This is a genomic window from Rodentibacter caecimuris, from assembly GCF_010587025.1.
Lineage (GTDB): Bacteria > Pseudomonadota > Gammaproteobacteria > Enterobacterales > Pasteurellaceae > Rodentibacter > Rodentibacter caecimuris.
On the sequence record NZ_CP040863.1, the window covers coordinates 1,229,864 to 1,254,111 of the forward strand.

At 41.7% G+C, this 24,248-nt stretch carries 25 protein-coding genes; 10 read left to right on the forward strand and 15 right to left on the reverse strand.

Annotated elements, in window-relative coordinates:
• Nucleotides 1-628 precede the first annotated feature (628 nt).
• Entirely contained in the window at nucleotides 629-1,099 is a 471-nt protein-coding gene (gene nanQ, locus FEE42_RS06230) for an N-acetylneuraminate anomerase (protein ID WP_164027943.1), read from the reverse strand.
• A gap of 317 nt (nucleotides 1,100-1,416) precedes the next feature.
• Between nanQ and pnp the strand changes: the two genes are divergently transcribed.
• The 6 genes from pnp (at nucleotide 1,417) to FEE42_RS12615 (ending at nucleotide 8,608) form a co-directional block, all read left to right on the forward strand.
• Nucleotides 1,417-3,546: a polyribonucleotide nucleotidyltransferase gene (pnp, locus tag FEE42_RS06235; protein ID WP_164027944.1), complete on the forward strand. Its 2,130-nt coding sequence runs from the start codon at nucleotides 1,417-1,419 to the stop codon at nucleotides 3,544-3,546.
• A gap of 81 nt (nucleotides 3,547-3,627) precedes the next feature.
• Nucleotides 3,628-4,572 (forward strand): lipoprotein NlpI, encoded by a 945-nt coding sequence (gene nlpI, locus FEE42_RS06240; RefSeq protein ID WP_059365913.1) that lies wholly within the window; start codon nucleotides 3,628-3,630, stop codon nucleotides 4,570-4,572.
• A 93-nt stretch (nucleotides 4,573-4,665) separates the two neighbouring features.
• On the forward strand, nucleotides 4,666-6,465 hold the full coding sequence (locus FEE42_RS06245; RefSeq protein WP_164027945.1) for a DEAD/DEAH box helicase: 1,800 nt from the start codon (nucleotides 4,666-4,668) through the stop codon (nucleotides 6,463-6,465).
• 61 nt (nucleotides 6,466-6,526) lie between these two features.
• Entirely contained in the window at nucleotides 6,527-6,994 is a 468-nt protein-coding gene (locus FEE42_RS06250) for a hypothetical protein (RefSeq protein WP_164027946.1), read from the forward strand.
• Between the two features lie 33 nt (nucleotides 6,995-7,027).
• Nucleotides 7,028-8,449: a membrane-bound lytic murein transglycosylase MltF gene (gene mltF, locus FEE42_RS06255; RefSeq protein WP_164027947.1), complete on the forward strand. Its 1,422-nt coding sequence runs from the start codon at nucleotides 7,028-7,030 to the stop codon at nucleotides 8,447-8,449.
• A 9-nt stretch (nucleotides 8,450-8,458) separates the two neighbouring features.
• Nucleotides 8,459-8,608, forward strand: a complete 150-nt coding sequence (locus FEE42_RS12615; RefSeq protein WP_164703639.1) for a hypothetical protein — start codon at nucleotides 8,459-8,461, stop codon at nucleotides 8,606-8,608.
• Between the two features lie 93 nt (nucleotides 8,609-8,701).
• Here FEE42_RS12615 and FEE42_RS06260 read toward each other — a convergent pair whose 3' ends face one another.
• Nucleotides 8,702-9,493 (reverse strand): outer membrane protein assembly factor BamD, encoded by a 792-nt coding sequence (locus FEE42_RS06260; RefSeq protein WP_164027948.1) that lies wholly within the window; start codon nucleotides 9,491-9,493, stop codon nucleotides 8,702-8,704.
• A gap of 111 nt (nucleotides 9,494-9,604) precedes the next feature.
• Here FEE42_RS06260 and rluD point away from each other — a divergent pair, with 111 nt between their 5' ends.
• Both rluD and pgeF read left to right on the forward strand, forming a co-directional pair.
• Entirely contained in the window at nucleotides 9,605-10,579 is a 975-nt protein-coding gene (gene rluD / locus FEE42_RS06265) for a 23S rRNA pseudouridine(1911/1915/1917) synthase RluD (protein ID WP_059365918.1), read from the forward strand.
• A gap of 1 nt (nucleotide 10,580) precedes the next feature.
• Entirely contained in the window at nucleotides 10,581-11,315 is a 735-nt protein-coding gene (pgeF, locus tag FEE42_RS06270; RefSeq protein ID WP_059365919.1) for a peptidoglycan editing factor PgeF, read from the forward strand.
• A gap of 35 nt (nucleotides 11,316-11,350) precedes the next feature.
• Here the strand turns inward: pgeF and ruvX are convergent, their stop codons facing one another.
• Genes ruvX through fadR form a run of 4 tightly spaced genes read right to left on the reverse strand, consistent with a single transcriptional unit; the run spans nucleotide 11,351 to nucleotide 13,847 of the window.
• Nucleotides 11,351-11,773 (reverse strand): Holliday junction resolvase RuvX, encoded by a 423-nt coding sequence (ruvX, locus tag FEE42_RS06275; RefSeq protein WP_059365920.1) that lies wholly within the window; start codon nucleotides 11,771-11,773, stop codon nucleotides 11,351-11,353.
• Nucleotides 11,773-12,333 (reverse strand): YqgE/AlgH family protein, encoded by a 561-nt coding sequence (locus FEE42_RS06280; protein WP_077581529.1) that lies wholly within the window; start codon nucleotides 12,331-12,333, stop codon nucleotides 11,773-11,775. Before FEE42_RS06280 ends, ruvX begins: the two co-directional genes overlap by 1 nt.
• Nucleotides 12,330-13,067 (reverse strand): 16S rRNA (uracil(1498)-N(3))-methyltransferase, encoded by a 738-nt coding sequence (gene rsmE, locus FEE42_RS06285; protein WP_077581528.1) that lies wholly within the window; start codon nucleotides 13,065-13,067, stop codon nucleotides 12,330-12,332. The genes FEE42_RS06280 and rsmE overlap by 4 nt, the downstream gene beginning before the upstream one ends.
• 54 nt (nucleotides 13,068-13,121) lie before the next feature.
• Entirely contained in the window at nucleotides 13,122-13,847 is a 726-nt protein-coding gene (gene fadR, locus FEE42_RS06290; protein WP_059365923.1) for a fatty acid metabolism transcriptional regulator FadR, read from the reverse strand.
• 133 nt (nucleotides 13,848-13,980) lie between these two features.
• Between fadR and nhaB the strand changes: the two genes are divergently transcribed.
• Nucleotides 13,981-15,522, forward strand: coding sequence for a Na(+)/H(+) antiporter NhaB (nhaB, locus tag FEE42_RS06295; protein WP_077581527.1), 1,542 nt, complete (start codon nucleotides 13,981-13,983; stop codon nucleotides 15,520-15,522).
• A gap of 9 nt (nucleotides 15,523-15,531) precedes the next feature.
• Nucleotides 15,532-16,065, forward strand: a complete 534-nt coding sequence (gene dsbB / locus FEE42_RS06300) for a disulfide bond formation protein DsbB (protein WP_077581526.1) — start codon at nucleotides 15,532-15,534, stop codon at nucleotides 16,063-16,065.
• Nucleotides 16,066-16,124: 59 nt separating this feature from the next.
• Here dsbB and FEE42_RS06305 read toward each other — a convergent pair whose 3' ends face one another.
• From FEE42_RS06305 to lpxD, 9 genes are all read right to left on the reverse strand, one after another.
• Nucleotides 16,125-17,168 carry an AI-2E family transporter gene (locus tag FEE42_RS06305; RefSeq protein ID WP_077581525.1) on the reverse strand — a complete coding sequence of 348 codons (1,044 nt, stop codon included), beginning with the start codon at nucleotides 17,166-17,168 and terminating at the stop codon, nucleotides 16,125-16,127.
• Nucleotides 17,168-17,506, reverse strand: a complete 339-nt coding sequence (gene glnB, locus FEE42_RS06310) for a nitrogen regulatory protein P-II (protein WP_077493478.1) — start codon at nucleotides 17,504-17,506, stop codon at nucleotides 17,168-17,170. Before glnB ends, FEE42_RS06305 begins: the two co-directional genes overlap by 1 nt.
• 1 nt (nucleotide 17,507) lies before the next feature.
• Nucleotides 17,508-18,101: a molybdopterin adenylyltransferase gene (mog, locus tag FEE42_RS06315; RefSeq protein ID WP_077493479.1), complete on the reverse strand. Its 594-nt coding sequence runs from the start codon at nucleotides 18,099-18,101 to the stop codon at nucleotides 17,508-17,510.
• Between the two features lie 35 nt (nucleotides 18,102-18,136).
• Nucleotides 18,137-19,993, reverse strand: a complete 1,857-nt coding sequence (locus FEE42_RS06320) for an SLC13 family permease (protein WP_077581524.1) — start codon at nucleotides 19,991-19,993, stop codon at nucleotides 18,137-18,139.
• A gap of 16 nt (nucleotides 19,994-20,009) precedes the next feature.
• Nucleotides 20,010-20,603 carry a ribonuclease HII gene (rnhB, locus tag FEE42_RS06325; RefSeq protein ID WP_164027949.1) on the reverse strand — a complete coding sequence of 198 codons (594 nt, stop codon included), beginning with the start codon at nucleotides 20,601-20,603 and terminating at the stop codon, nucleotides 20,010-20,012.
• Nucleotide 20,604: 1 nt separating this feature from the next.
• Nucleotides 20,605-21,768 carry a lipid-A-disaccharide synthase gene (gene lpxB, locus FEE42_RS06330; protein ID WP_164027950.1) on the reverse strand — a complete coding sequence of 388 codons (1,164 nt, stop codon included), beginning with the start codon at nucleotides 21,766-21,768 and terminating at the stop codon, nucleotides 20,605-20,607.
• Nucleotides 21,769-21,857: 89 nt separating this feature from the next.
• The gene (gene lpxA, locus FEE42_RS06335) at nucleotides 21,858-22,646 is read right to left on the reverse strand and encodes an acyl-ACP--UDP-N-acetylglucosamine O-acyltransferase (protein WP_077581521.1); all 789 of its coding nucleotides are present in this window, start codon (nucleotides 22,644-22,646) and stop codon (nucleotides 21,858-21,860) included.
• Nucleotides 22,647-22,665: 19 nt separating this feature from the next.
• A complete protein-coding gene (gene fabZ, locus FEE42_RS06340) occupies nucleotides 22,666-23,112 on the reverse strand; it encodes a 3-hydroxyacyl-ACP dehydratase FabZ (RefSeq protein ID WP_077545184.1) in 447 nt (148 codons plus the stop codon).
• A gap of 106 nt (nucleotides 23,113-23,218) precedes the next feature.
• Complete coding sequence (lpxD, locus tag FEE42_RS06345) at nucleotides 23,219-24,244, reverse strand: UDP-3-O-(3-hydroxymyristoyl)glucosamine N-acyltransferase (protein WP_077581520.1); 1,026 nt, start codon at nucleotides 24,242-24,244, stop codon at nucleotides 23,219-23,221.
• Nucleotides 24,245-24,248 lie beyond the last annotated feature (4 nt).

A 24,248-nucleotide genomic window follows, 5' to 3' on the forward strand; every position in this document is an offset into this window, starting at 1 on the left:
AATTTCCGCTAAAGCTAAAATTGTTCCGATAAATTTACTTTATTAACGGATCAAAATTAGCATTCTCTAAGCAGCACTCTGTCCCTTATCTAAAAAAAAAAGAACAGAACACAGGGATAATTAAATTATCCCTGTGTTCTGTTCTTTTTTCCGATGCAGTTCTAGTAGCTAATTGCTCGTTGCTCGTTGCTCGTTGCTCGTTGCTCGTTGCTCGTTGCTCGTTGCTCGTTGCTCGTTGCTCGTTGCTCGTTGCTCGTTGCTCGTTGCTCGTTGCTCGTTGCTCGTTGCTCGTTGCTCGTTGCTCGTTGCTCGTTGCTCGTTGCTCGTTGCTCGTTGCTCGTTGCTCGTTGCTCGTTGCTCGTTGCTCGTTGCTCGTTGCTCGTTGCTCGTTGCTCGTTGCTCGTTGCTCGTTGCTCGTTGCTCGTTGCTCGTTGCTCGTTGCTCGTTGCTCGTCATGATTAGATAAATCCTCCTAAACAAAGTCAAGTGCTAATATAAGAAAATCAAGATCAGAATGCAACTTTTTTGAAACTATTTAACTGAAATCTGCGCCAAAAGCGATAGAAAGAAACTAAGCAAATATGATAGGAGTAGCGCCCTTCCGATAGAGTGCTACTTTTATATAAAATCAAAGTAATTTAACCGGTACTTTGACAACTAATTTTTTAATCTTTTCCGATTTTCCATTCACAATACAGCATGGCTTGTGCGGTTCATAAGGGTAGAATACGGCAAACATTTTAGGCGTTAATGTAACCGTAAATTTATTCTCAATATCCGCTGCAGTCAGTTGATAATCATCGGCATCATTGTAATCTTCGTATTTTGTTAAATCCGGATAGGTTGCGCCGACTTCAATATTCTCCGTTCCTCGAATTAAGACTTGCACATCTAAATATTCATGGTGCAATTCCGCTTTTTTGCTGCTTGATTCGGCGGTTTCCGGCTCCATCACGTTCATATAAATTTGATCGTTAATATCGTGGCGGCCGGTTTCTAATACACTTAAGTCTAATGTATTGAGATAATCGCACACTTCTACAATCACTTTTGGTAAACCCACTTTAAAATTCGGGTTGGTTAGGCTACTAATAATCATATTTTCTCCTTATAAATGCCTGAATGAAAATTGACCTATCATAACAAGTTGGTGGTATGAAATAAAGTTACCAATCACATCAAAACATCTGTATAATGTACAAGTTTTATTTTCTGTATTAGCGTGCGGCTAACAAAAGAAATTTTTTCGCAAAAGTGCGGTCACAAAAAACAACGTTTTTTGAACTTTAGCTTTGCTAATGCCCAGTATAGAGATGAGTAAAGGTTTTTTTGAATAATTTTCTCAAAGATTTCTTTTGCTAGTCGCAATCTGGAAAATAAAACGTTGTTTTAATATCAAAATCAAAGGAAAACATTGTGAATCCAATTGTTAAACAATTTAAATACGGGCAACACACCGTCACGTTAGAAACCGGTGCGATTGCTCGCCAAGCCACAGCCGCAGTGATGGCTAGTATGGACGACACCAGTGTGTTCGTTACCGTTGTGGCTAAAAAAGATGTGAAAGAAGGTCAAGATTTCTTCCCGTTAACCGTTAACTATCAAGAACGTACTTATGCTGCCGGTCGTATTCCCGGCGGTTTTTTCAAGCGTGAAGGTCGTCCATCCGAAGGCGAAACCTTAATTGCCCGCTTAATCGATCGTCCTATCCGTCCATTATTCCCCGAAGGTTTCTTCAATGAAATTCAAGTCGTAGCAACCGTTGTTTCCGTCAATCCGCAAATTAGCCCTGATTTAGTGGCGATGATTGGTGCTTCTGCCGCGTTATCTTTATCCGGTGTGCCGTTTAACGGCCCAATCGGCGCAGCACGCGTTGGTTTTATTAACGAGCAATTTGTATTGAATCCGACCATGGCGGAACAAAAACAAAGCCGTTTGGATTTAGTCGTGGCGGGAACGGATAAAGCCGTATTAATGGTGGAATCCGAAGCCGATATTTTAACGGAAGAACAAATGCTGTCTGCCGTAGTATTCGGCCATCAACAACAACAAGTTGTGGTTGAAGCGATCAAAGAATTTGCAGCAGAAGCCGGTAAACCTCGTTGGAATTGGGTGGCACCTGAGCCAAATACCGATTTAATCAATAAAGTAAAAGCCATTGCGGAAGCACGTTTAGGTGATGCGTACCGTATTACAGAAAAACAAACTCGCTATGAGCAAATTGATGCGATTAAAGCTGATGTTATCGCACAAATTACTGCAGAAGACGAGGAAATCAGTGAAGGCAAAATCATTGATATTTTCACTGCACTTGAAAGCCAAATCGTACGCGGTCGTATCATTGCCGGCGAGCCACGCATTGATGGTCGTACCGTAGATACAGTTCGAGCTTTAGATATTTGCACAGGCGTATTACCGCGTACCCATGGTTCAGCAATTTTCACCCGTGGTGAAACCCAAGCATTAGCGGTGGCAACTCTTGGTACTGAGCGTGATGCACAAATTATTGATGAATTGACCGGTGAGCGTTCCGATCATTTCTTATTCCACTATAACTTCCCGCCATACTCTGTCGGCGAAACCGGCATGATCGGTTCACCGAAACGTCGTGAGATCGGTCACGGACGTTTAGCAAAACGCGGGGTAGCTGCGGTGATGCCAAGCCTTGCAGAGTTCCCTTATGTAGTACGTGTCGTATCCGAAATCACCGAATCTAACGGTTCTTCCTCTATGGCTTCCGTATGTGGTGCTTCTCTTGCCTTAATGGATGCCGGTGTACCGATTAAAGCAGCAGTAGCCGGTATCGCTATGGGGCTCGTGAAAGAAGAAGAAAAATTCGTTGTACTTTCCGATATTTTGGGTGATGAAGATCACCTTGGCGATATGGACTTTAAAGTAGCAGGTACACGTGAAGGTGTGACCGCACTTCAAATGGACATCAAAATTGAAGGGATTACACCGGAAATTATGCAAATCGCTTTAAACCAAGCGAAAAGCGCACGTATGCACATTCTTGGTGTGATGGAACAAGCAATTCCTGCTCCGCGTGAAGATATTTCCGACTACGCACCGCGTATTCACACAATGAAGATTGATCCGAAAAAAATCAAAGATGTAATTGGTAAAGGCGGAGCGACAATTCGTGCATTAACCGAAGAAACCGGTACGTCAATTGATATTGACGATGATGGTACGGTAAAAATTGCCGCAGTCGATAATAATGCGGCAAAAAATGTGATGGCTCGCATTGAAGAAATTGTGGCGGAAGTTGAAACCGGTGCAATTTATAAAGGTAAAGTAAGCCGCTTGGCTGATTTCGGTGCATTCGTTGCTATTGTCGGCAATAAAGAAGGTTTAGTCCATATTTCACAAATTGCCGAAGAACGCGTTGAAAAAGTCAGCGATTATCTTCAAGTAGGTCAAGAGGTTAGTGTGAAAGTGGTGGAAATCGATCGTCAGGGTCGTATTCGCTTAACGATGAAAGACCTTGTACCAAAACAAGAAGCTGAACTAATCCAAGAAAATTCTAGCGAAGAACAAGAATAATCTTGATAAATCAAAACTTGACGGTAAATTCCGTCAAGTTTGGTTGTTTCCAACAAATATTAGTACACAAGAAGAAAGCCAATGCAGTGTTTTCGATTATCCCGCCATTATTTAGCCTATTTATTTGGCTTATGCGCGATATTGTTTCTTGCCGGCTGTGTCCAGTATAGAGGCACTTTTGTATCTAAAAATCACGTAATACTTGCTGAGCAAAACCCGAATTCACACTTTGAACAAGAAGTGATGATTGTACGGATTAGCCAAGTATTATTGGTTGGAAAAATGAGTAATGAAGAACGTGCTTTGTTGCATTTTGAACGCGGCGTTCTGTATGACTCCCTCGGTTTATGGGGGCTGGCTCGTTACGATTTTACTCAAGCCCTTGCATTGCAGCCGAAAATGGCGGCCGTGTATAATTATTTAGGGCTTTATTTATTGCTTGAGGAAGATTATGACGGCGCATTGGAAACGTTCAATGCCGTGTTTGAATTAGATCCAAGTTATAATTACACCCACCTTAATCGTGGTTTAAATTTTTATTATGTAGGACGTTATAATCTTGCCGAACAGGATTTCTTACAGTTCTACCAAGCCGATACAACTGATCCTTATCGTGTTTTATGGTTGTATTTGAACGAACAAAAATTAAAACCGCAAGAAGCCCGTAAAAACCTTGTCGAACGAGCAAAAGGGCTGTCAAAGGACTTCTGGGGTACAAATATCGTTCAATACTACTTAGGACACATTTCTTTAGAAGAATTACAGCAACGTGCCGGCAAATTCGCTGAAAACGTACAACAATACGCTGAAATTCTCACAGAAACCTATTTTTATCTAGCAAAACAAAAACTCAATGTAGGGCTGGTTGATGAAGCGGCAGCTTTATTTAAACTGGCTATGGCGAATCAGGTTTATGACTTTGTTGAGTATCGTTTTGCCTCTTTTGAGCTAATGAAATTAAAACCGGCTCAAACAGAACAGGAAAAAGAAGTAAAAAGTGCGGTGACAAAAACAGGAAATTTTTAGACCGCACTTTACATTGAGGATAATTTATTCTCAGTGTTCAACAATTAAACCGAAAGTCCCCTTGAGCTTTCCTTTTTATATTCGAGTATTTTAATGACTGAAAAAATCACTTTTAATGACTTAGGGTTGCCTGAGTTCATCTTAAAAGCCGTTTCTGACCTAGGTTTTGAAACACCTTCTCCAATTCAACAAGCCTGTATCCCTCACTTGCTCAACGGCAAAGATGTGTTGGGTATGGCACAAACCGGCAGTGGTAAAACTGCAGCTTTCTCATTGCCTTTACTGGCTCAAATTAATACTGAAGCAAAACACCCTCAAATGTTAGTAATGGCACCGACACGTGAACTTGCCATTCAAGTGGCGGATGCCTGCGATCAATTTATAAAACATATACAGGGCATACGTGTTGTTACCCTTTACGGTGGGCAACGCTATGACATTCAATTACGCGCATTAAAACAAGGTGCACAAGTCGTCGTAGGTACGCCGGGGCGTATCCTTGATCATATTCGTCGTGGCACATTAGATTTATCCGAACTTCGTTTCATCGTGTTGGATGAAGCTGATGAAATGCTGCGCATGGGCTTTATTGACGATGTTGAAACGGTAATGGCCGAATTACCGGAACATCATCAAACTGCCCTTTTCTCTGCCACAATGCCGGAACCGATTCGCCGTATCACCAAGCGTTTTATGAATGATCCGCAAGAAGTGAAGATTAAAGTTAATAACGAAAATGCGCCGGATATTGAACAAAGTTGTTGGTATGTGCACGGTGTACGCAAAAATGAAGCACTGCTTCGTTTCTTAGAAGTGGAAGATTTTGATGCCGCCATTATCTTTGCCCGTACTAAAACAGGCACATTGGATATTACCGAGCTATTAGAGAAAAACGGTTTCCGTTCTGCCGCACTGAACGGTGATATGACCCAACAACTGCGTGAGCAAACCCTTGATCGCTTACGTAACGGCAGTCTTGATATTGTTGTCGCAACGGATGTTGCCGCACGCGGTATTGACATTGAACGAATCAGCCTTGTCGTGAACTACGACATTCCGCTTGACGCCGAATCTTACGTGCATCGTATCGGTCGTACCGGTCGTGCCGGTCGTTCCGGTCGTGCATTGTTGTTTGTAGAGTCTCGGGAACGCCGTTTACTCCGCAATATTGAACATTTGATGAAAAAACCGATTAATGAAGTAGAACTGCCGAATCATTTAATATTGCAAGAATGCCGCCGTAAAAAATTTGTGGCGAAAATCACCAAACAACTTGAACATCACGATTTAGAACAATATCGTAGCCTGTTAGAAGATTTATTTACCGCGGATCAAGATCAAGAAGATATTGCGGCAGCTATGCTAATGTTACTACAAGGCAAGCAAAAACTGATTCTTCCACCAGATCCGCCAATGGAAAAACGTCGCCGTAGTGATCGTGGTGAGCGTCGCGAAAATCCTCGTTCGGCAGAGCGTCGCGGTGAACGAAAAGGTTACGGCAATCCGCAACCGATGGATTTATATCGTATTGAAGTCGGAAGAATGGATGGTGTTGAAGTTCGTCATATCGTCGGAGCAATTGCAAACGAAGGCGATATTAATAGTCGTTATATCGGTCATATTAAACTTTATGATGACTACACCACGGTGGAATTACCACAAGGTATGCCAAAAGAATTGCTTCAACAATTCGGCAAAACCCGAGTGCTAAACAAGCAAATGAGAATGTCATTCCTTGGCGCGGTAAAAGCTGAAAACTCACGCGAACGTGATGATTTCGGAGGAAAACGGAAAGGTCGTGGTAACGATAATGGTGATCGCGGCGGGCGGAAATTTAGTGAAAAAAATAACCGCACTTTTAACGAGAAACCTCGAAGAGGTCGCCGTAGTTAATAGTTAATATTAAAGGGTAGAGATAGGATATATCCCTACCCTTTCTATTAAGGATAAAAAAATGAATTTTAAAAATCACAGTTATTTGGCCATTCAAAGCGTAGCAAAAGATGAAAGCAGGTTAATAAAACCAATTCAAGCCTACTTTAAAACACACAATAGAACCTTCACAAAATGCAAATCTACTCTTTTGGAAAGTTATTTACCTTTTAAATATAAGCATTTTTATTGGAATTTAAATAAAGAAATGAAAACATTCATTGCTATTATTCCCAATCAAGACTTAGCGAGGAAATGGCGGGAAGAACAATATAAAAATTGTGCTTGGTTGTTGGAAATTCACATCTATGAAAAATTAAATTATGATAATGAAGCAAACTATGATGATAAAGTAGTTTCCAGTATGAATAAAACACAAAAATTTCTCAATGAAATCTTTGATTCCATTGATTTTAAATGCCATCTACTTGATGAATATGATGATACAAACCGGAACAATCGCTGGTATCATTCATCGGATATAAATTAGCTATTTGGTACTCTTATAAATAGGAACATATATTTGAAAGGTTTATTTTTACGTATTATCGCTGCGCTTGCGCTGCTACTTTGGGCGATTGATATGGTGTTTCCTTGGCAAAAAATAATGCGCTCGGAAGAAAATCATTATACGGCAATTAAATCTCGAGGCAGCCTTATTGTTGGAACAATCAACAACCCTATTTATTATTTGATCGGCCCTGAAGGGGAATCCGGTTTAGAATACGAATTAGCAAAAAATTTTGCTGATTATTTAGGCGTAACTCTGGAAATTAAAACCCTTGAAAATACGGATGCACTTTTTAATGCACTCGCCAATAACCAAATTGATTTTGCCGCCGCCAATTTACTTTTTTACCCCCGCCGTGCGGAACAGTTCCAAATCGGGCCGGCTTATACCTCTGCATCTTGGCAATTAGTCTATAAAAAAGGGGAAAATCGACCAAAAGATTTAAGCCAAATACAACAAGAAATCACCATCGCCGGTGGAGAAGAACTCAATGAGTTATTGACTCAATTTAAGAAACAATTCCCTAATTTACAGTGGAAAAATAACAAGCAACTCACTCAAGAAGAATTATTAATTCAAGTGGCAGAAGGTAAGATTCCTTACACGATTGCTAACTCCATTGATGTCGCCACGACGCAACAAATCCGTCCCAATCTTGCGATCGCCTTTGATGTAACAGATGAAGCGACGGTTCATTGGTATCTCGCCAATAATTCTTATAATGAACTACAAGCCGGTTTGTTAGATTTTATGAACAATGCATTAGACACCGGTTTAATTGATCGTATTGAAGAGAAATATTTCCGTCATATCGCCCAATTCGATTATGTCGATAGCCGTGCCTATTTAAATGCCATAGAAAAAACGCTCCCCCAGTATCAACCGATCTTTGAAAAATACAAAGGCACATTAGACTGGCGTTTGTTGGCAGCCATGGCATATCAGGAATCCCATTGGAACCCTGATGCCACCTCACCTACCGGTGTGCGGGGAATGATGATGCTCACCAAAGATACGGCGGAACGAATGAAAATCAGCAATCGAACGGATCCGGAACAAAGTATCAAAGCAGGGTCGGATTATTTACATTGGTTATTGAGCCAAATACCCGACAGCATTGCACAAGAGGATCGCATTTGGTACGCTCTCGCCGCGTATAATATGGGATTGGGCCATGTGTTGGATGTACGTCGCTTAACAAAAAAATTAGGGGTAAATCCGGATAATTGGCTGGATGTAAAAAATAACTTACCCTTACTGTCAGAAAAACGTCATTATAATAATCTAAAATATGGTTATGCCCGTGGCTATGAAGCCTACCAATATGTGGAAAATATCCGCCGCTATATGAAAAGTATTGTGAATTACCATCGGGTTCAAGGAAATCAGAACAACAACGATTCTGACAATATCATGGAAAATAAACAAGAATAGGAGAGTAATATGTTAAAACGCAAAACCTTTTTGAAGAAAATAAAATCACGCGATATCTCCACTTCACGTAACTTACGTTTAAAACGATTAAAACATCGTAAACAAAAGCAATTTGAACGCCATGCTATGCAATTTGTCGTACAAGAAATTTATTGCTAAATAAAACCGCACTTTCATTTCCTAAAGTGCGGTTAAATTTTAAGGTATTTTATGTATAGAAAACCCCGATATCAGTATCGGGTTTTTTATTAATTATTTTGTTGCCGTGGGAACAACCAATTCCGGTTCTTCCGGTCTTTCTACTTTTGCAAACTGTTTATCCTTATTTGCATCAATAATTTGTTGGGTTTGATTTGCCAAAGTGTCCAGCCACATTTTTTGGTACGCATCACGCATTAAGAATAAACCTTCATAAGTCGCTTGCGTGTCAGGATATAATTGCAGCATTCCTACAATACGGTTTGCCACCGCAACATCCGCATTACGCTTTGCATAGAATTTAGCAATTTCCAATTCATGGCGTGCTAAAGAATCTTTAATATACACCATACGGGCTAAGGCATCTTGTGCATAAGGACTATTAGGAAATGCGCGTACTAAACTTTGGAAATTTGAAAATGCGGTTTTTAAAGAGGTTGTTTCACGCGTTGCGCGATCGATGCCAAAGAAATCCTGAATGGCATTATCCGCCGTTGCAACATTAGTTAGACCGGCCATATACACCGCATAATCGCGATTCGGGCTTTGTGGAAATTGGTTTAAGAAATTATCTACCGTCACCAATACGGCTGTGTAATCCTGCGATTTATAGTTTGCATAAATGAGATCCAACATTGCTTGTTCTTGATATGTACTTCCCGGGAAACGTTCCGTGGTCGCATTTAAATAACGAATAGCCTCAGAATAACCGCCTTCCTGTAAAGAACTCGCGCCTTTATTGTAAAGTTCATCTACCGATAATTGCTCGACTTCTTGTTTACCGCTTGAACAACCGATCACAGCAAATACTACCGCAAGCAAAGCCAATGATTTCATTTTACGCATTGTTTTTTTTCCTTAATTTTTACGAAAACCAATAAATAAGATACAATTAGCCGACATTGTATAGAACATTAATAAATAAGCCAACTTTTTAAACTTATTGAGATAAATTTTATGCCACAAATTACCCTTTCGGCAGAGGTACAACCCGAACAAATCGGACAGCGCTTAGACCAGACTCTCGCTGAGTTGTTCCCCGAATATTCCCGATCACGTCTAAAAACTTGGATTGAAGCGGATCTGGTGAAAATCAACAATTGCATTGCCAATATTCCCCGTGAAAAAGTATTGGGCGGCGAGCATATCGAAATCATCGTTGAGATAGAAGACGAAACACGCTTTGAGCCTGAAAATATCCCACTTAATATCGTCTATGAAGATGAGCACATTATCGTTATCAATAAACCCAAAGATCTTGTCGTTCACCCTGGTGCGGGCAACCCAAACGGTACGGTATTAAACGCTCTTCTTTACCACTACCCGCCAATTGCCGAAGTACCACGTGCAGGTATTGTGCATCGTTTAGATAAAGACACTACCGGCTTAATGGTCGTAGCAAAAACTATACCCGCCCAAACAAAATTGGTGCGAGATTTACAAAAACGAAAAATTACCCGTGAATACGAAGCCGTAGCCCTAGGCATTATGACCAAAGGTGGCTTGGTCGATCAACCGATGGCACGCCATGCGACTAAGCGTACGCTTATGGCGGTTCATCCGATGGGAAAACCGGCAGTAACCCACTACCGCATTATGGAAAACTTTCGTAACTATACCCGCCTACGCTTACGTTTGGAAACGGGCAGAACCCATCAAATTCGCGTTCACATGGCACACATTGCCCACCCGTTATTAGGCGATCAAACTTATGGCGGTCGCCCTCGCCCACCCAAAAATGCCAGTGAAAATTTTATGGAAGTATTGCGTAATTTCAAACGTCAGGCTTTACATGCGGTTATGCTACGTTTAGCCCACCCTATTACCGGTGAAATGATGGAATGGCACGCCCCTCTACCGGAGGATTTTGTCGAATTGCTTAATGCGCTAAAAACAGATTATCTTGAACACAAAGACAGTTTGGATTATTAATATGCAGGCGATTTTTCCCAATTGGCAAGCACCCTCCAATATCCACGCGTTTACAACGACACGCCAAGGGGGAGTGAGTGCTGCACCGTTTGATAGTTTTAATTTAGGCGATCACGTTGATGATGAAAAAAGTGCGGTCAAAACTAACCGCACTTTATTAGTGGAAAAATTCAATTTACCGCAACCGCCGTTATTTCTCACTCAAACTCATAGCACTGAGGTTATCCAACTCCCTTATTCCGGCAATAATTTTAATGCGGATGCGGTCTATACCCGACAGTCCAATCAAGTGTGTACCGTAATGACCGCCGATTGCTTGCCCGTATTGTTCACTACCCGTCAAGGCAATGAAGTGGCTGCGGCTCATGCCGGCTGGCGTGGATTATGTGATGGGATATTAGAGGAAACGGTAAAATGTTTTAAAGCTCAAGCACAAGATATTATCGTTTGGCTTGGCCCCGCTATCGGACCGAACGCATTTCAGGTAGGGGGTGAAGTCCTTGAACAATTTATACGCATTGACCCGATTGCAGAAACCGCTTTCCGAACCGATTCTTCCGTACAAGGCAAGTACTTCGGTAATCTTTATCAGATTGCCAGACAACGCTTAAATAAATTGGGGATTACAGAAATTTCGGGCGGGGATCATTGCACATTTAATGAGAAAGACCTGTTTTTCTCTTATCGACGAGACGGAAAAACAGGCAGAATGGCGAGTGTTATTTGGTTTGATTAGGTCTTTGAAGTATCCTATTTAAACCCGATTTTTCATCAAAAATCCGGATTATTTTCAAACCAGCTTTCTAAAATTAAACAAGCGGAAATGCCATCCACTTTGCCCTTTTTCAATGCTCGAAAACCGCCGCGATCAAAGATTTCACTACGTGCTTGAGTTGTGGTTAAGCGCTCATCCTGGAATACGACTTTAACGCCGAAACGCCCGTTTAAGCGATGAGCAAATTTTCTCGCCCGCAATGTTAATTCCTGTTCCGTACCGTCCATATTCAACGGAAGCCCCACAACAACAAGATCGGGTTTCCATTCCGTTAAGCATTTTTCGATATTTTCCCAATTTGGAATACCGTCTCGCGCATTAAAAGCCGGTAAAGCCTGTGCCGTACCGGTAATACTCTGTCCCACGGCACATCCGATGCTTTTTGTGCCAAAATCAAAAGCAAGTGCGGTAATGCCCATTAACTATGCCCCACTTGTGCCGTAGCAAAATTATGCAAATTGATACCTAACAATCGATTTGCCGCAAGGTAACGTTCTTCGTAAGGCGTATCAAATAAAATAGTTTCATCCAATGGCACAACCAACCAAGCATTGTCTGCGATTTCTTTCACTAACTGACCAGCTGACCAACTTGAACACCCCAATGCCACTAAGTATTTTTCCGGCGCCTGCAACGCGCCGAAAGTATCCACAACATCGGCAGAGGTTGTAAGAAAAAGATTATCCGTTATCTTGTAGCTATGTTGAAAATCATTTGCTGTTTTTTTATGAACAATAAAACCGCGTTCCGTATGCATAGGGCCGCCTGCCACCACCATCGCATCATCAAAAGTGCGGTCATTTTTCATCATAAAATTCAGTTTGGAATAAAGTTCTGCAATGCTTAAATCGGTCGGTTGATTAATGACTAATCCTATAGAACCCTGATCGTTATGCTCACAAATAAATATTACCGTACTCTGAAAATAATCTTCCAAATGAGGCATTGCAATTAACAATTTTCCTTGTAATTCCATCATTCACCTAAATCTCCAAAACAAATTTGTAATGCGCTGATTGCCGCTAAAGAGGCGGTTTCAGTACGCAATACACGCTTTCCTAATAAAATTTCAGTAAACCCCTGCTGCTCCGTCTGAGCAATTTCCTGTGGCGATAAACCGCCTTCGGAACCGATCAACAAACGCACGCCCGCCGTCGGCATATTCGGCAAAGTTTTAATCGAATATTGGGCACGAGGATGTAAATTCAACTTTAATGCGCCGTCATTTTCCGCACACCAATCCTGCAATTTCATTAGCGGTCGAATTTCGGGTACCACATTACGACCGCATTGCTCACAAGCGGCAATAGCAATTTTTTGCCATTGTTGAATTTTTTTGTCCATACGCTCGCCGTCTAATTTCACCCCGCAGCGTTCCGACCAAAGCGGCGTAATGACATTCACGCCCAATTCTACCGACTTCTGAATGGTAAATTCCATACGCTCGCCACGAGAAATGACTTGCCCCAAATGAATCTTGAGATTTGATTCCTTATCGACAAATTCAGATCCTAAAATCTCAACTTTGACTCTCTTTTTGCCCGATTCAATAATCCGTGCCGGATAAATATGATTAGAGCCGTCAAATAACTCTATTTGCTCGCCCTCAACCATCCGCAACACTCGACCGACATGATTTGCCGCCTCGTCAGAAAGATAGCACTGCGTTTGATTTTCAAGGGATTCAGGATGATAAATTCGAGGTATGCGCATAAGATATAAAGATATATGTAAAAAGTACGATTAATTTAACCGCACTTTTGATGATTAATCGGAAAGATTTTGAGGCAGATGTTCTAAAATCATACGCCAATGAGTTGCCGATCTTAGATTATGTTTACGAATACAATCCACCACGGCATCTGCGTTGCCTTCTTGACAAATTTTTTGTAATTCGAGATAAAACTGCTTCGCCAATTCACGGTGTTTTTCATAACTGAAAAACAGCAGCCCAATTTTCTGATATACCCCTTTTAAACTGTTAAAGATTAAACGGTAAAAAGGTTTTTTTGCCAGAACGGTAAATTGGCGAAAGATACAATAATCAAACTCCGTATAATCTTCCGCCGAATTTTTTAATTCGCTCAATTCACTAAATAACATGGCAGATTGTTGCGGGGAATTTTTCACTGCTTCATAAATATAAAACTCCGACATTTTGCTACGTAACGACAACATATTATCGATAATGAGCGGTGCGGAATTTTGATCAAGGGTAATCAAGGTTTCAATAATACTGGGGTTTGCCGTGTCCCAAATATTATTTACTTTGGTTGGTTTACCATGTTGAATAGTCAACCAACCGTCTCGCGCTAAGCGTTGCAAAACTTCCCGCAATGTCGTACGGGTTACTCCGATTTTATCGGCGAGATCCCGTTCTGAAGGCAAATTTTTACCAGCAGGAAATACATTACTCCAAATACTTTTTACAATATATTCTTCGGCAAGCGCTGCGGGACTTTGTGCTTTTAAAAGTGTGTTTTCTGTATTCATAATAACCAGATGTTAGGAAAAAACCTAACAAGATCAAAAAAATGTAACTTATTTGACAAATTCTTACTTTCGTTATTATCCTTTAAAGCACACTATATTACAATGAGCGTATTATAAAAAACAGGAGCCATTTATGACTTACACACAAGCTTTTATGAAAAATTTCCTGGGTGCCAGCCCGGATTGGTATAAACTTGCCATTATCCTCTTTCTTATTATTAACCCGATTATCTTCTTTTTTATTAGCCCCTTTCTCGCCGGCTGGGTTTTAGTTGCCGAGTTTATTTTTACCCTCGCTATGGCATTAAAATGCTATCCGCTACAACCCGGTGGTTTACTCGCCATTGAAGCCATTGCTATCGGCATGACACATCCTGCCCATGTAAAGACTGAAATTATGGCAAATTTTGAAGTTGTTTTATTACTGATGTTTATGGTGGCAGGCATTTATTTTATGAAACAGCTCCTATTGTTTGTGTTTACCCGCTTGCTGGTCGCCATTGAATCTAAGATTACCCTTTCTTTAGCTTTCTGTATCAGTGCCGCATTTTTATCTGCGTTTTTAGATGCATTAACCGTCGTTGCCGTAATTATTAGTGTCGCCATGGGCTTTTACGGTGTATATCACAAAGTTGCCTCAGGCAATAAATTAAATGATCTTGTGGATATTACCAACGATGATAAATTAGGTGATAAACGCGCTACATTGGAACAATTTCGTGCATTTTTAAGAAGTTTAATGATGCATGCCGGGGTAGGAACCGCACTCGGCGGTGTTATGACTATGGTAGGCGAACCACAAAATTTAATTATTGCAGAACAAGCAAATTGGCACTTTATTGAATTTTTCTTCCGTATGGCGCCCGTCACCCTACCGGTTTTAATGTTTGGTTTGCTGACTTGCTATTTGGTAGAAAAATTTAAATTATTTGGCTACGGTGCAAAACTACCTCGTAAAGTATGGGCGGTGTTGGCACGTTTAGATCGCAATAACACGCAAAAAATGTCAAAGCAAGAAAAGATAAAATTGATTGTACAGGCTGTTATCGCACTTTGGCTGGTTATCGGTTTGGCATTTCATTTAGCTGCCGTAGGTCTAATAGGTTTAAGCGTGATCGTTCTTGCAACTGCATTAACCGGTATTACCAATGAGCATGTGATTGGCAAAGCATTCCAAGAATCTTTACCATTCACCGCATTACTTGTCGTATTCTTTACTGTGGTTGCCGTGATTATCGATCAAAAACTGTTCTCACCCATTATTCACTATGTTTTATCCGCCAGTGAAAGCACACAGCTTATTTTATTCTATGCCTTTAATGGCTTGCTCTCTGCTATTTCCGATAATGTCTTTGTCGCAACCGTCTATATTAATGAGGTCAAAACTGCACTCACTAACGGTGTGATTACACCACATCAATTTGAATTACTTGCTGTTGCAATCAATACCGGAACAAACTTGCCGTCAGTTGCAACGCCAAACGGTCAAGCCGCTTTCTTATTCTTATTAACCTCATCGCTTGCCCCGTTAATTCGTCTCTCCTATGGCAGAATGGTTTACATGGCATTACCTTACACCATTGTGTTATCCTTAGTGGGCTTATTTGCTATTGAGTACATTTTACCGACTGCTACCGTTTGGTTAGCAAATTTAGGCTTAATTCAGCCAATTTAAGGAGAACAAATGCTCGCATTTTTTAAACAATTTTCAGAAAAACGCTCATCCTGGTTATTACTTGTGCTTTCGAGTTTAGCCTTAGAATTGACCGCACTTTATTTCCAATATGGTATGGGGTTACAACCCTGTGTTCTTTGCGTGTATGAACGTTTAGCAATGAGTGGTTTATTCCTTGCGGGCATTATTGGTCTTCTCGCGCCCCGTTCACTGATCCTGCGCTTAATCGCCCTTGCATTAGGTTTATTTAGTGCGGTTAAAGGCTTGATGATCTCCATTCGTCACCTTGATCTGCAAATGAACCCTGCACCTTGGAAACAATGTGAATTTATCCCTAATTTCCCGGAAACTCTCCCATTCCACCACTGGTTGCCAAGCATTTTCAACCCCTCCGGTTCCTGCGATAACAGCCAATGGTCGCTATTCGGTATCACCATGGTGCAATGGTTGGTGTTTATCTTTGCCGTATATGTGCTTGTCCTTGTGGTGATATTGATTGCTCAGGTGAAAAAAAACAGAAAACAGAGAAGGTTGTTCTGCTAGATACACATAGCAAAAGTGCGGTCAAAATTGACCGCACTTTTTTATGTCTCTAAACAATGTTAATCCCTTTCTACATCGCCCAACAAGGCAGCATATTTCACTGTATTTGGGCTGGACTCTAAGGCGATTTTTAATGCCATGGTAAGAGGGACGGAAAGTAACATTCCTACCGTGCCCAGTAGCCATCCCCAAAATAACAGGGAAAGAAAAACGACTAAAGTGGAAAGCCCAAGACGTTGCCCCATCATTTTAGGTTCGAGAATATTACCGATGATCATATTGATCGCAATCACACCGACTATCACGCCAAAACCGATACCGAAACCATTCAATAATAAAGCCTGTACGATAATGGGAATAGCAGCAATGATCGAACCGATATTCGGAATGTAATTTAATAAAAAACTTAATGTCGCCCACAAAATCGCATATTGTACACCGCACACTTCCAATAGAATAAACACGGCGAATCCCGTAAGCAGGCTGGTGATACTTTTAATTCCAAGATAGCCAATCACGCCTTGCAAAATACGATTAATATGGCGCTCTTCTTTTTCTACATCATTCGGGGTAGAACTTATCACCACCGCAACTTTGTGCTTCATTGTCGGGGCTTCAGAGAGCATGAAAATTACCACAAGCACTAACACGAACACATTGCTCACCACACCGGAAAAATTGAGCAATACGCGGCTAACAAAATTCATAATGATACTTGGGTCGAAATTTTCTTGAATGGTTTCCCTTGAAAAATAAACGGGCAAATTGAAACGTTGTGCCAATGCCATCAGATCATTCACCCGTTCAGAAAGTAAGGTTTTATATTGCGGAATCGATTGGGTAAATTCACGCACACTACTGTTAATCAATCCCAATAAAGAGAAGAAAATAAGGGAAATCAACACAAAGAGTAATACTATCGCAAGCCAGTGGGGAAGACGACGGGCAGTCATTGCTTTAATAATCGGAGAACAAATAATCGCAATAAAGAGCGCCAGCAAAAACGGCACAACAATTTCAGCGGCTAATTTGATACCGGCTAAAATAATAATAACGGCGGCAATCCCCAGCAAAGTGCGGTGTAAATTTAGGTTATTTTCCACTAAATCGCTTCCTCATTTTCTTCACCGGTGCGAATGCGGATCACCCGTTCCACGTCATAAACAAAAATTTTTCCATCGCCGATTTTACCGGTTTGACAAGTTTCTATAATGGTTTCCAAACACTGTTCCAGCAAATCATCAGGCACCACGATTTCCATTTTTACTTTTGGTAAAAAATCCACCATATATTCTGCCCCTCGGTAAAGTTCCGTATGTCCTTTCTGGCGGCCAAAACCACGCACCTCTGTCACGGTCATCCCGGTGATACCGATATCGGAAAGATTTTCACGCACATCATCAAGTTTAAACGGGCGAATCATCGCTTCGATCTTTTTCATCCTATTTCTCCAAATTTTCTCGTCTTGCCGCTTTTGGGCGGAAACTCTCAATCACATTAGGGTGAGTATCAATATACAAACCATTAATGAGTTGTAAACAATAAGGTACTGCGCTAAAAATACCGCTCACAAGCACGTTTCCGTCTTTGTCTTTCACGCCCTCTAAGGTTTCTTTGATGGCTTTGGGTTGCCCCGGTAAATTTAAAATCAAACTTGCTTTACGAATCACGCCCACTTGGCGGGATAAAATTGCCGTAGGTACAAAGTGTAAACTCACTTGGCGCATTTGCTCACCAAAACCGGGCATTTCACGATCGGCAACGGCAAGTGTGGCATCCGGGGTGACATCACGTTTTGCCGGCCCCGTCCCGCCGGTAGTTAAGACAAGGTGGCAACCTTGTTCATCCACCAATTCTTTTAGCGTTTGCTCAATAATTTCTTGTTCATCGGGAATTAATCGGGTTTCCAGATGGAAAGGATCGATTAGCGCGTTCTCTAACCAAGCCTGTAATTCGGGAATACCTTGATCCTGATAGATGCCCGATGAAGCCCGATCAGATACGGAAACAAGGCCTATTTTTAAAAGTGCGGTCATATTTTTCCTTAAATTTTTGTATTAAATCTATATGCTTAAAATGGAAATAAGAGTGGAATTAAAAATACACTCACCACCATTACAATCAATGTAAAGGGAGCACCAATTTTTAAGAAATCACTAAACTTGTATCCACCGGGCCCCACGACCATTGTATTAACCGGTGAAGAAACCGGTGTCATAAATGCGGCAGATGCGGCAATTGCCACCACCATCGCAAAGGGGATAGGCGACACTTGGAGTTGCTGTGCCAATGAAATGGCAATAGGGGCAACTAAAATCGCCGTCGCGGTATTAGAGATGAATAATCCGATCACGGCACAAAAAAGAAATAACATCATCAACACGCAATGCATTCCCCAATCCCCCACTAACTGCAACATCGTCTCCACAGCAAGTTGAATCCCGCCAGTTTTTTGTAGTGCGGTAGCAAACGGCATCATACCGATAATCAAAATTAAACTTGGCCAATGAATAGAATCATAAGCACTTTTCGCATCGACGCAACGGAAATAGCCCAACATTAAGCAACCGATGAGGGCGGCTATCACATTCGGTACAAGGCCGGATACCATTAACAACACCATCACCAATACGGAAAGTAAGGCTTGCGGGGCTTGGCTTTGTGCCGGTGCAACACGATCTATTTCTTTCGGGTAGGTGAGCACAACAAAATCCTTGGTGCGGTTACGCATTTGTTGAATCACTTTCCAATCGCCAATAACAAGAATTAAATCGCCAAGCTTATAAGGCGTGCCGGAAAAACTGTCGGAAATCAATTCGCCATCCCGCTTGATACCCACCACATTTAATCCGTAACGAGAGCGAAACGCCACCTCTTGTGTGGTTTTATCAATCAACGCCGAACCTGGTACTAAGGCTAATTCTGCCATCCCAATAGATTTTGCCTGTTCGTCAAAAGATTGAGACTTGATCTCTGCCGGCTCCAAATTATAGGTTTGACAAAACTCCGCTAAATTAAATTCTTGCTGCCCGATATCGATCATTAAAATATCTTTTTCGTGAATTTCAGAGGTGGCAAGGGGCATCATATAAGTTGGGCGAAAACGTTTCCAACGTTCAATCGCTAACACATTTACCCCATAGTTGGAACGTAAATGTAATTCATCTAAATTTTTGCCGATAAAAGGCGAACCGGTACGCACCACAAAACGTTTTGCTCGACCGCGTAAACCATATTCATCAATCAATTCAGCCATTGAGCGTTGGTTATTTTCTTGGTGATCCGTAGCAATGTTTCCCCCAAGCCAGCGGCGGGTTAGCAACATATAGCCGATACCTAACAACAAAATAACGAGACCAATCGGGGTGAAATCAAAAAATCTTAAACGAGTACCGGTATCTTTGACTAATTCTGCATTCACCACCAAGTTAGGTGCGGTGGCGATAAGTGTCATCATACCGCTAATCAAACCTGCCACACTCAACGGCATCATTAAGCGTTTTGGGGAAAGGTTCATTTGGCGACAAATCATCAGAACCACGGGGATAAAAATCGCCACCACGCCTGTGGAGCTCATAAACGCCCCTAAGCCTGCCACGGCAAGCATGAGTAACACCAAGACTTTGGTTTCACTATTTCCGGCAAGTTTTAAGATCCCTTCACTCACTTGATAGGCAACCCCAGTACGCACCAATCCTTCGCCAATAATAAACAACAATGCGATCAAAATAATATTCGGATCGCTAAATCCGGCAAAAATTTCGTTGGTGGTTAAAATACCGCTCAAATAAAACGCCAACATCACTAAAAGTGCCACGGCATCCATCCGCACTTTATTTCTCACGAATAAAATCACTGCAACGGCTAACAGAGCAAGTGTCCAGAAAAGCGGGCTAACCCAAAGTGCATTTGTGAATATGGTATTCATCTCCTACCTCTCATGTTTAGCGACTTTCTAATACTTTACGAACCGGAGCAAAACTACGGCGGTGCTGTGGCAATGCCCCTAATTCGGCTAATTTTTCTAGGTGTAACTTCGTCGGATATCCTTTATGTTGGGCAAAAGCATACTCCGGGTATTGGCGATCCAACGCTTCCATTTCTTGATCCCGTGCGACTTTTGCCAAAATAGAAGCGGCACTAATTTCCGCCACCAAACTATCGCCTTTTACAATAGCTTGGGCAGGAATATTAAGATCTTTAGGAATTTTATTGCCATCGACCAGTACAAAGTGCGGTTGAATTTTTAACGATTTTACCGCTCGCGTCATGGCAAGTAAGGATGCCTGCAAAATATTCAGTTCATCAATTTCTTCCGCTTCCGCTCTCCCTAATGACCATACAAGTGCTTTTTGTTTAATTTCTTCTGCTAAGGCAAGACGTTTTTTTTCAGTGAGTTTTTTTGAATCGGCTAATCCTTCAATGGGATTATTGGGATCTAAAATCACCGCCGCAGTCACGACTGCCCCGACTAAAGGCCCCCGCCCCACTTCATCTACGCCGGCAATTAACTGATAACCTTGCGGATATTCAAACATGTTATTTTTCCTCTAATAGATCAATCACCGCTTGAGCGGCCTGCTTATCCGCATCACATTGAATTTGTCTGTGTAAATCCGTGAAACGTTGAATTAATATGTGGCGATTTTTAACCGCACTTTGTTCATCCGAAAAATAGACCGACAGTTTTTCTGCGAGTAATGTCGGCTCACAATTTTCTTGAATCATTTCCGGCACTAACATTTCATTTGCTAATAGATTCGGCAGAGAAATATAGTTGGTTTTCACCAAACGCTTCGCTAAGAAATAAGTGAGCGGTTTCATTTTATAGCCTACCACCATGGGTGATTTACACAGCATCGCCTCAAGAGCAGCGGTGCCGGAAGCCAGTAAAGTGGCATCCGCTGCGATTAATACTTGGCGTGCATTGCCGTCAATCAGATGCATCGCTAAATCCGGAGCGACTCGGGCTTTAATTGCTTCAAATTGTTGTCGCCGTTTTTCATTCACTAAGGGAACAAGAAATTGCAGATCCGAAAATTGCGCTTTCAGCAATAATGCCGTTTTCAAAAAAGGCTCGGTTAAAAATTCTACTTCAGCGCCCCTACTTCCCACAAGAATCGCTAAATAACGTTGTGCAGGATCAATGTTGAGAAATTGGCAAGCCTCCTCCCGATTAGGTTTTAGAGGAATTGCATCCGCCATCGTGTGACCGATAAATCGGCAAGGCACATTGAATTTATCATAAAATGCTTTTTCAAAGGGTAAAAATGCCAGCACTTGATTTGTCGCTTTAGCAATTTTGTGGATTCTATTCTGTCGCCACGCCCATACGGAAGGGCTGACATAATGAATAGTTTTGATGCCACCGGCTTTGAGTTTCAGTTCTACATCTAAATTAAAATCCGGTGCATCAATGCCGATATAGACATCGGGCTTTTCGCGCAGCATAGTTTGAATCACATTTTTACGGATTCTTAGTAGGCGTGGAAGATGTTTAACAATTTCGGCTAACCCCATAACAGAAAGTTCTTCCATATCCACCAAGGTTTCGCAACCTTCAGCGATCATTTTAGGGCCGGCAATTCCGATAAAACGAGCATTGGGATAATGGGCTTTAAGCCGGCTAATTAAGCCTGCACCGAGAATATCCCCAGAGATTTCTCCCGCCACAAGCGCAATAGTAGGATTTTCCTTGTTCATTAAATTTATCCTAAAAAATAACCGCACTTTGGACTAAAGTGCGGTTAATTGGTTAATGAGGTTTACTCTTTCTAAAGAGAGAAACGCTGTTAACGAATAATTCCGCGGGTTGAGCGTTTAAAGAAATTGGTAAAGAAACTGATTGCGGAATCGGTTTCAGCAATTTGTTCAATTTCCGGGATGATTTCTTCAAGAGTTTTACCGCTGCGATAAATCATTTTATACACATTACGAATTGCGTGCATAGTCGGCTTATCAAACCCTCGGCGTTTTAAACCTTCTAAATTAACCCCAAACGGACGGGCATGATTACCTTGTGCCATCACATAAGGCGGCACGTCTTGACTAACCATGGAGCCGCCGCCTAACATCACATGCGCCCCCACAACGACAAATTGATGAATCGCCGACATACCGCCTACAATCACAAAATCATCCAATTCGACATGACCGGCAAGAGTCGCGTTATTTGCCAAGATACAATTATTTTTAATTTGGCAATCATGCGCTACATGTACGTTAATCATCAGAAGATTATTATTACCGATACTCGTTACGCCTCCGCCTTGGATTGTGCCACGGTGAATGGTGACATGCTCGCGAATTCGATTGCCATTGCCAACAACGGTTTTCGTTGCTTCGCCTTTGTATTTTAAATCTTGATTGACTTCACCAATCGTCGCAAATTGGTAAATTTCGTTATCTTCACCAATCACGGTATCACCGCGTACAACGACGTGTGATTTCAACACAGTGCGTGCTTTAATCTCAACGGAACCTTCAACAATACAGAAAGGGCCAATAAAAACGCCTTCACCAATAACCGCCCCTTGTTCAACGAGTGCCGTCGGGTGAATTTTTGCACTTGGATGGATCATATTTATCCCCTTATTTATATTAACGACGAGCACACATTAATTTAGCTTCACAAGCTACTTCACCGTTTACCGTTGCAATACCGGTAAAAGCGGTAATTCCGCGGCGTTCTTTAACGACTTGAACGTTCAATTCCATTTGATCACCGGGTAACACAGGACGTTTAAAACGCGCTTCGTCAATTCCCGCAAAATAGAATAATTCTCCACCTTTTAATTCATGGGTTTTAAATGCCAGAATTCCCATGGCTTGTGCAAGCGCTTCTAAAATCAACACGCCCGGTAAAATAGGTTCACCAGGAAAATGACCGGTAAAACAAGGCTCATTTACACTGATATTTTTGATTGCTTTTAACCATTCGCCTTCCTTAAAATCCAACACACGATCCACCAACAAAAACGGATAACGGTGTGGTAATAAAGTCATAATTTCTTTTGCTTCGATCACTCTTGTTTGCTGTTCTGACACGTTGATACCTTTACAAATAAACACTAAATTCGCATGAATTATACGATATTTACGGTTAAAAACAAAACGCACCACTAAAGTGCGGTGCGTTTTTAAAACGGATGGATTAGCCGATTTTCTTTTCAAGCGCTTTTAGACGCTTATTCATTCCATCAATCCCTAAAGTCAGCGCGGCTGTTTTACGCCACTCTTTATTGGTTTGTAATGGAATACCGGAAGAATAAACACCCGGTTCGGTAATTGGCCGCATTACCATTCCCATACCGGTAATTGTCACCTTATCGCAGATTTCCATATGACCGTTAATCACACTCGCCCCACCAATTAAACAGTAGCGTCCTACTGTCAGGCTACCCGCCATAATCACACCACCCGCGACTGCCGTGCCGGTGCCAATATGAACGTTATGGGCAATTTGACAAAGATTATCAATAATAACGTTATCCTCGATCACCGTTGCATCTAATGCGCCCCGATCGATACAGGTACAAGCGCCGATTTCAACATTGTTACCGATAATAACTTGTCCCACTTGTGGAATTTTAATCCAACGACCACGATCATTGGCATAACCGAAACCATCACTGCCAATCACCGCACCGGACTGAATTAAGCAGTTTTTGCCGATTTCTACATCATGATAAATGGTTACATTCGCCCACAGTTGCGTGCCGGCCGCAATTTTTGTGTTTTTACCCACAAAGCAATTTGCACTGATAATCACGTTATCGCCTAATACAGCCCCTTCTTCGATAACGCTATTTGCTCCAATTGACACATTTTCACCCAAAGAAACGCCCTCAGAAATCACCGCACTTGGTGCGATACCTTGCGCTGCTTTTGGTGTAGTGTCCATATATTGCGCTAAAATCGCATAAGCTACATAAGGATCATTAACAATGAGTAAATTACTTTCTTTCGCACAAAACTCAACGTCTGCTTCGGATACCACTAAAATACCGGCTTGAGATGTTTTTAATAATGGGCGAAATTTTGCATTGGAAATGAAAGTGAGTTGATGAGCTTGCGCTTTATCAAGAGGAGCGATGTTTGTGACAATAGTATCGGCGCTACCACGAATGGTCGCGCCGATTTGATTGGCCAATTCTTGTAAAGAATAGGATTTTTGCATTATG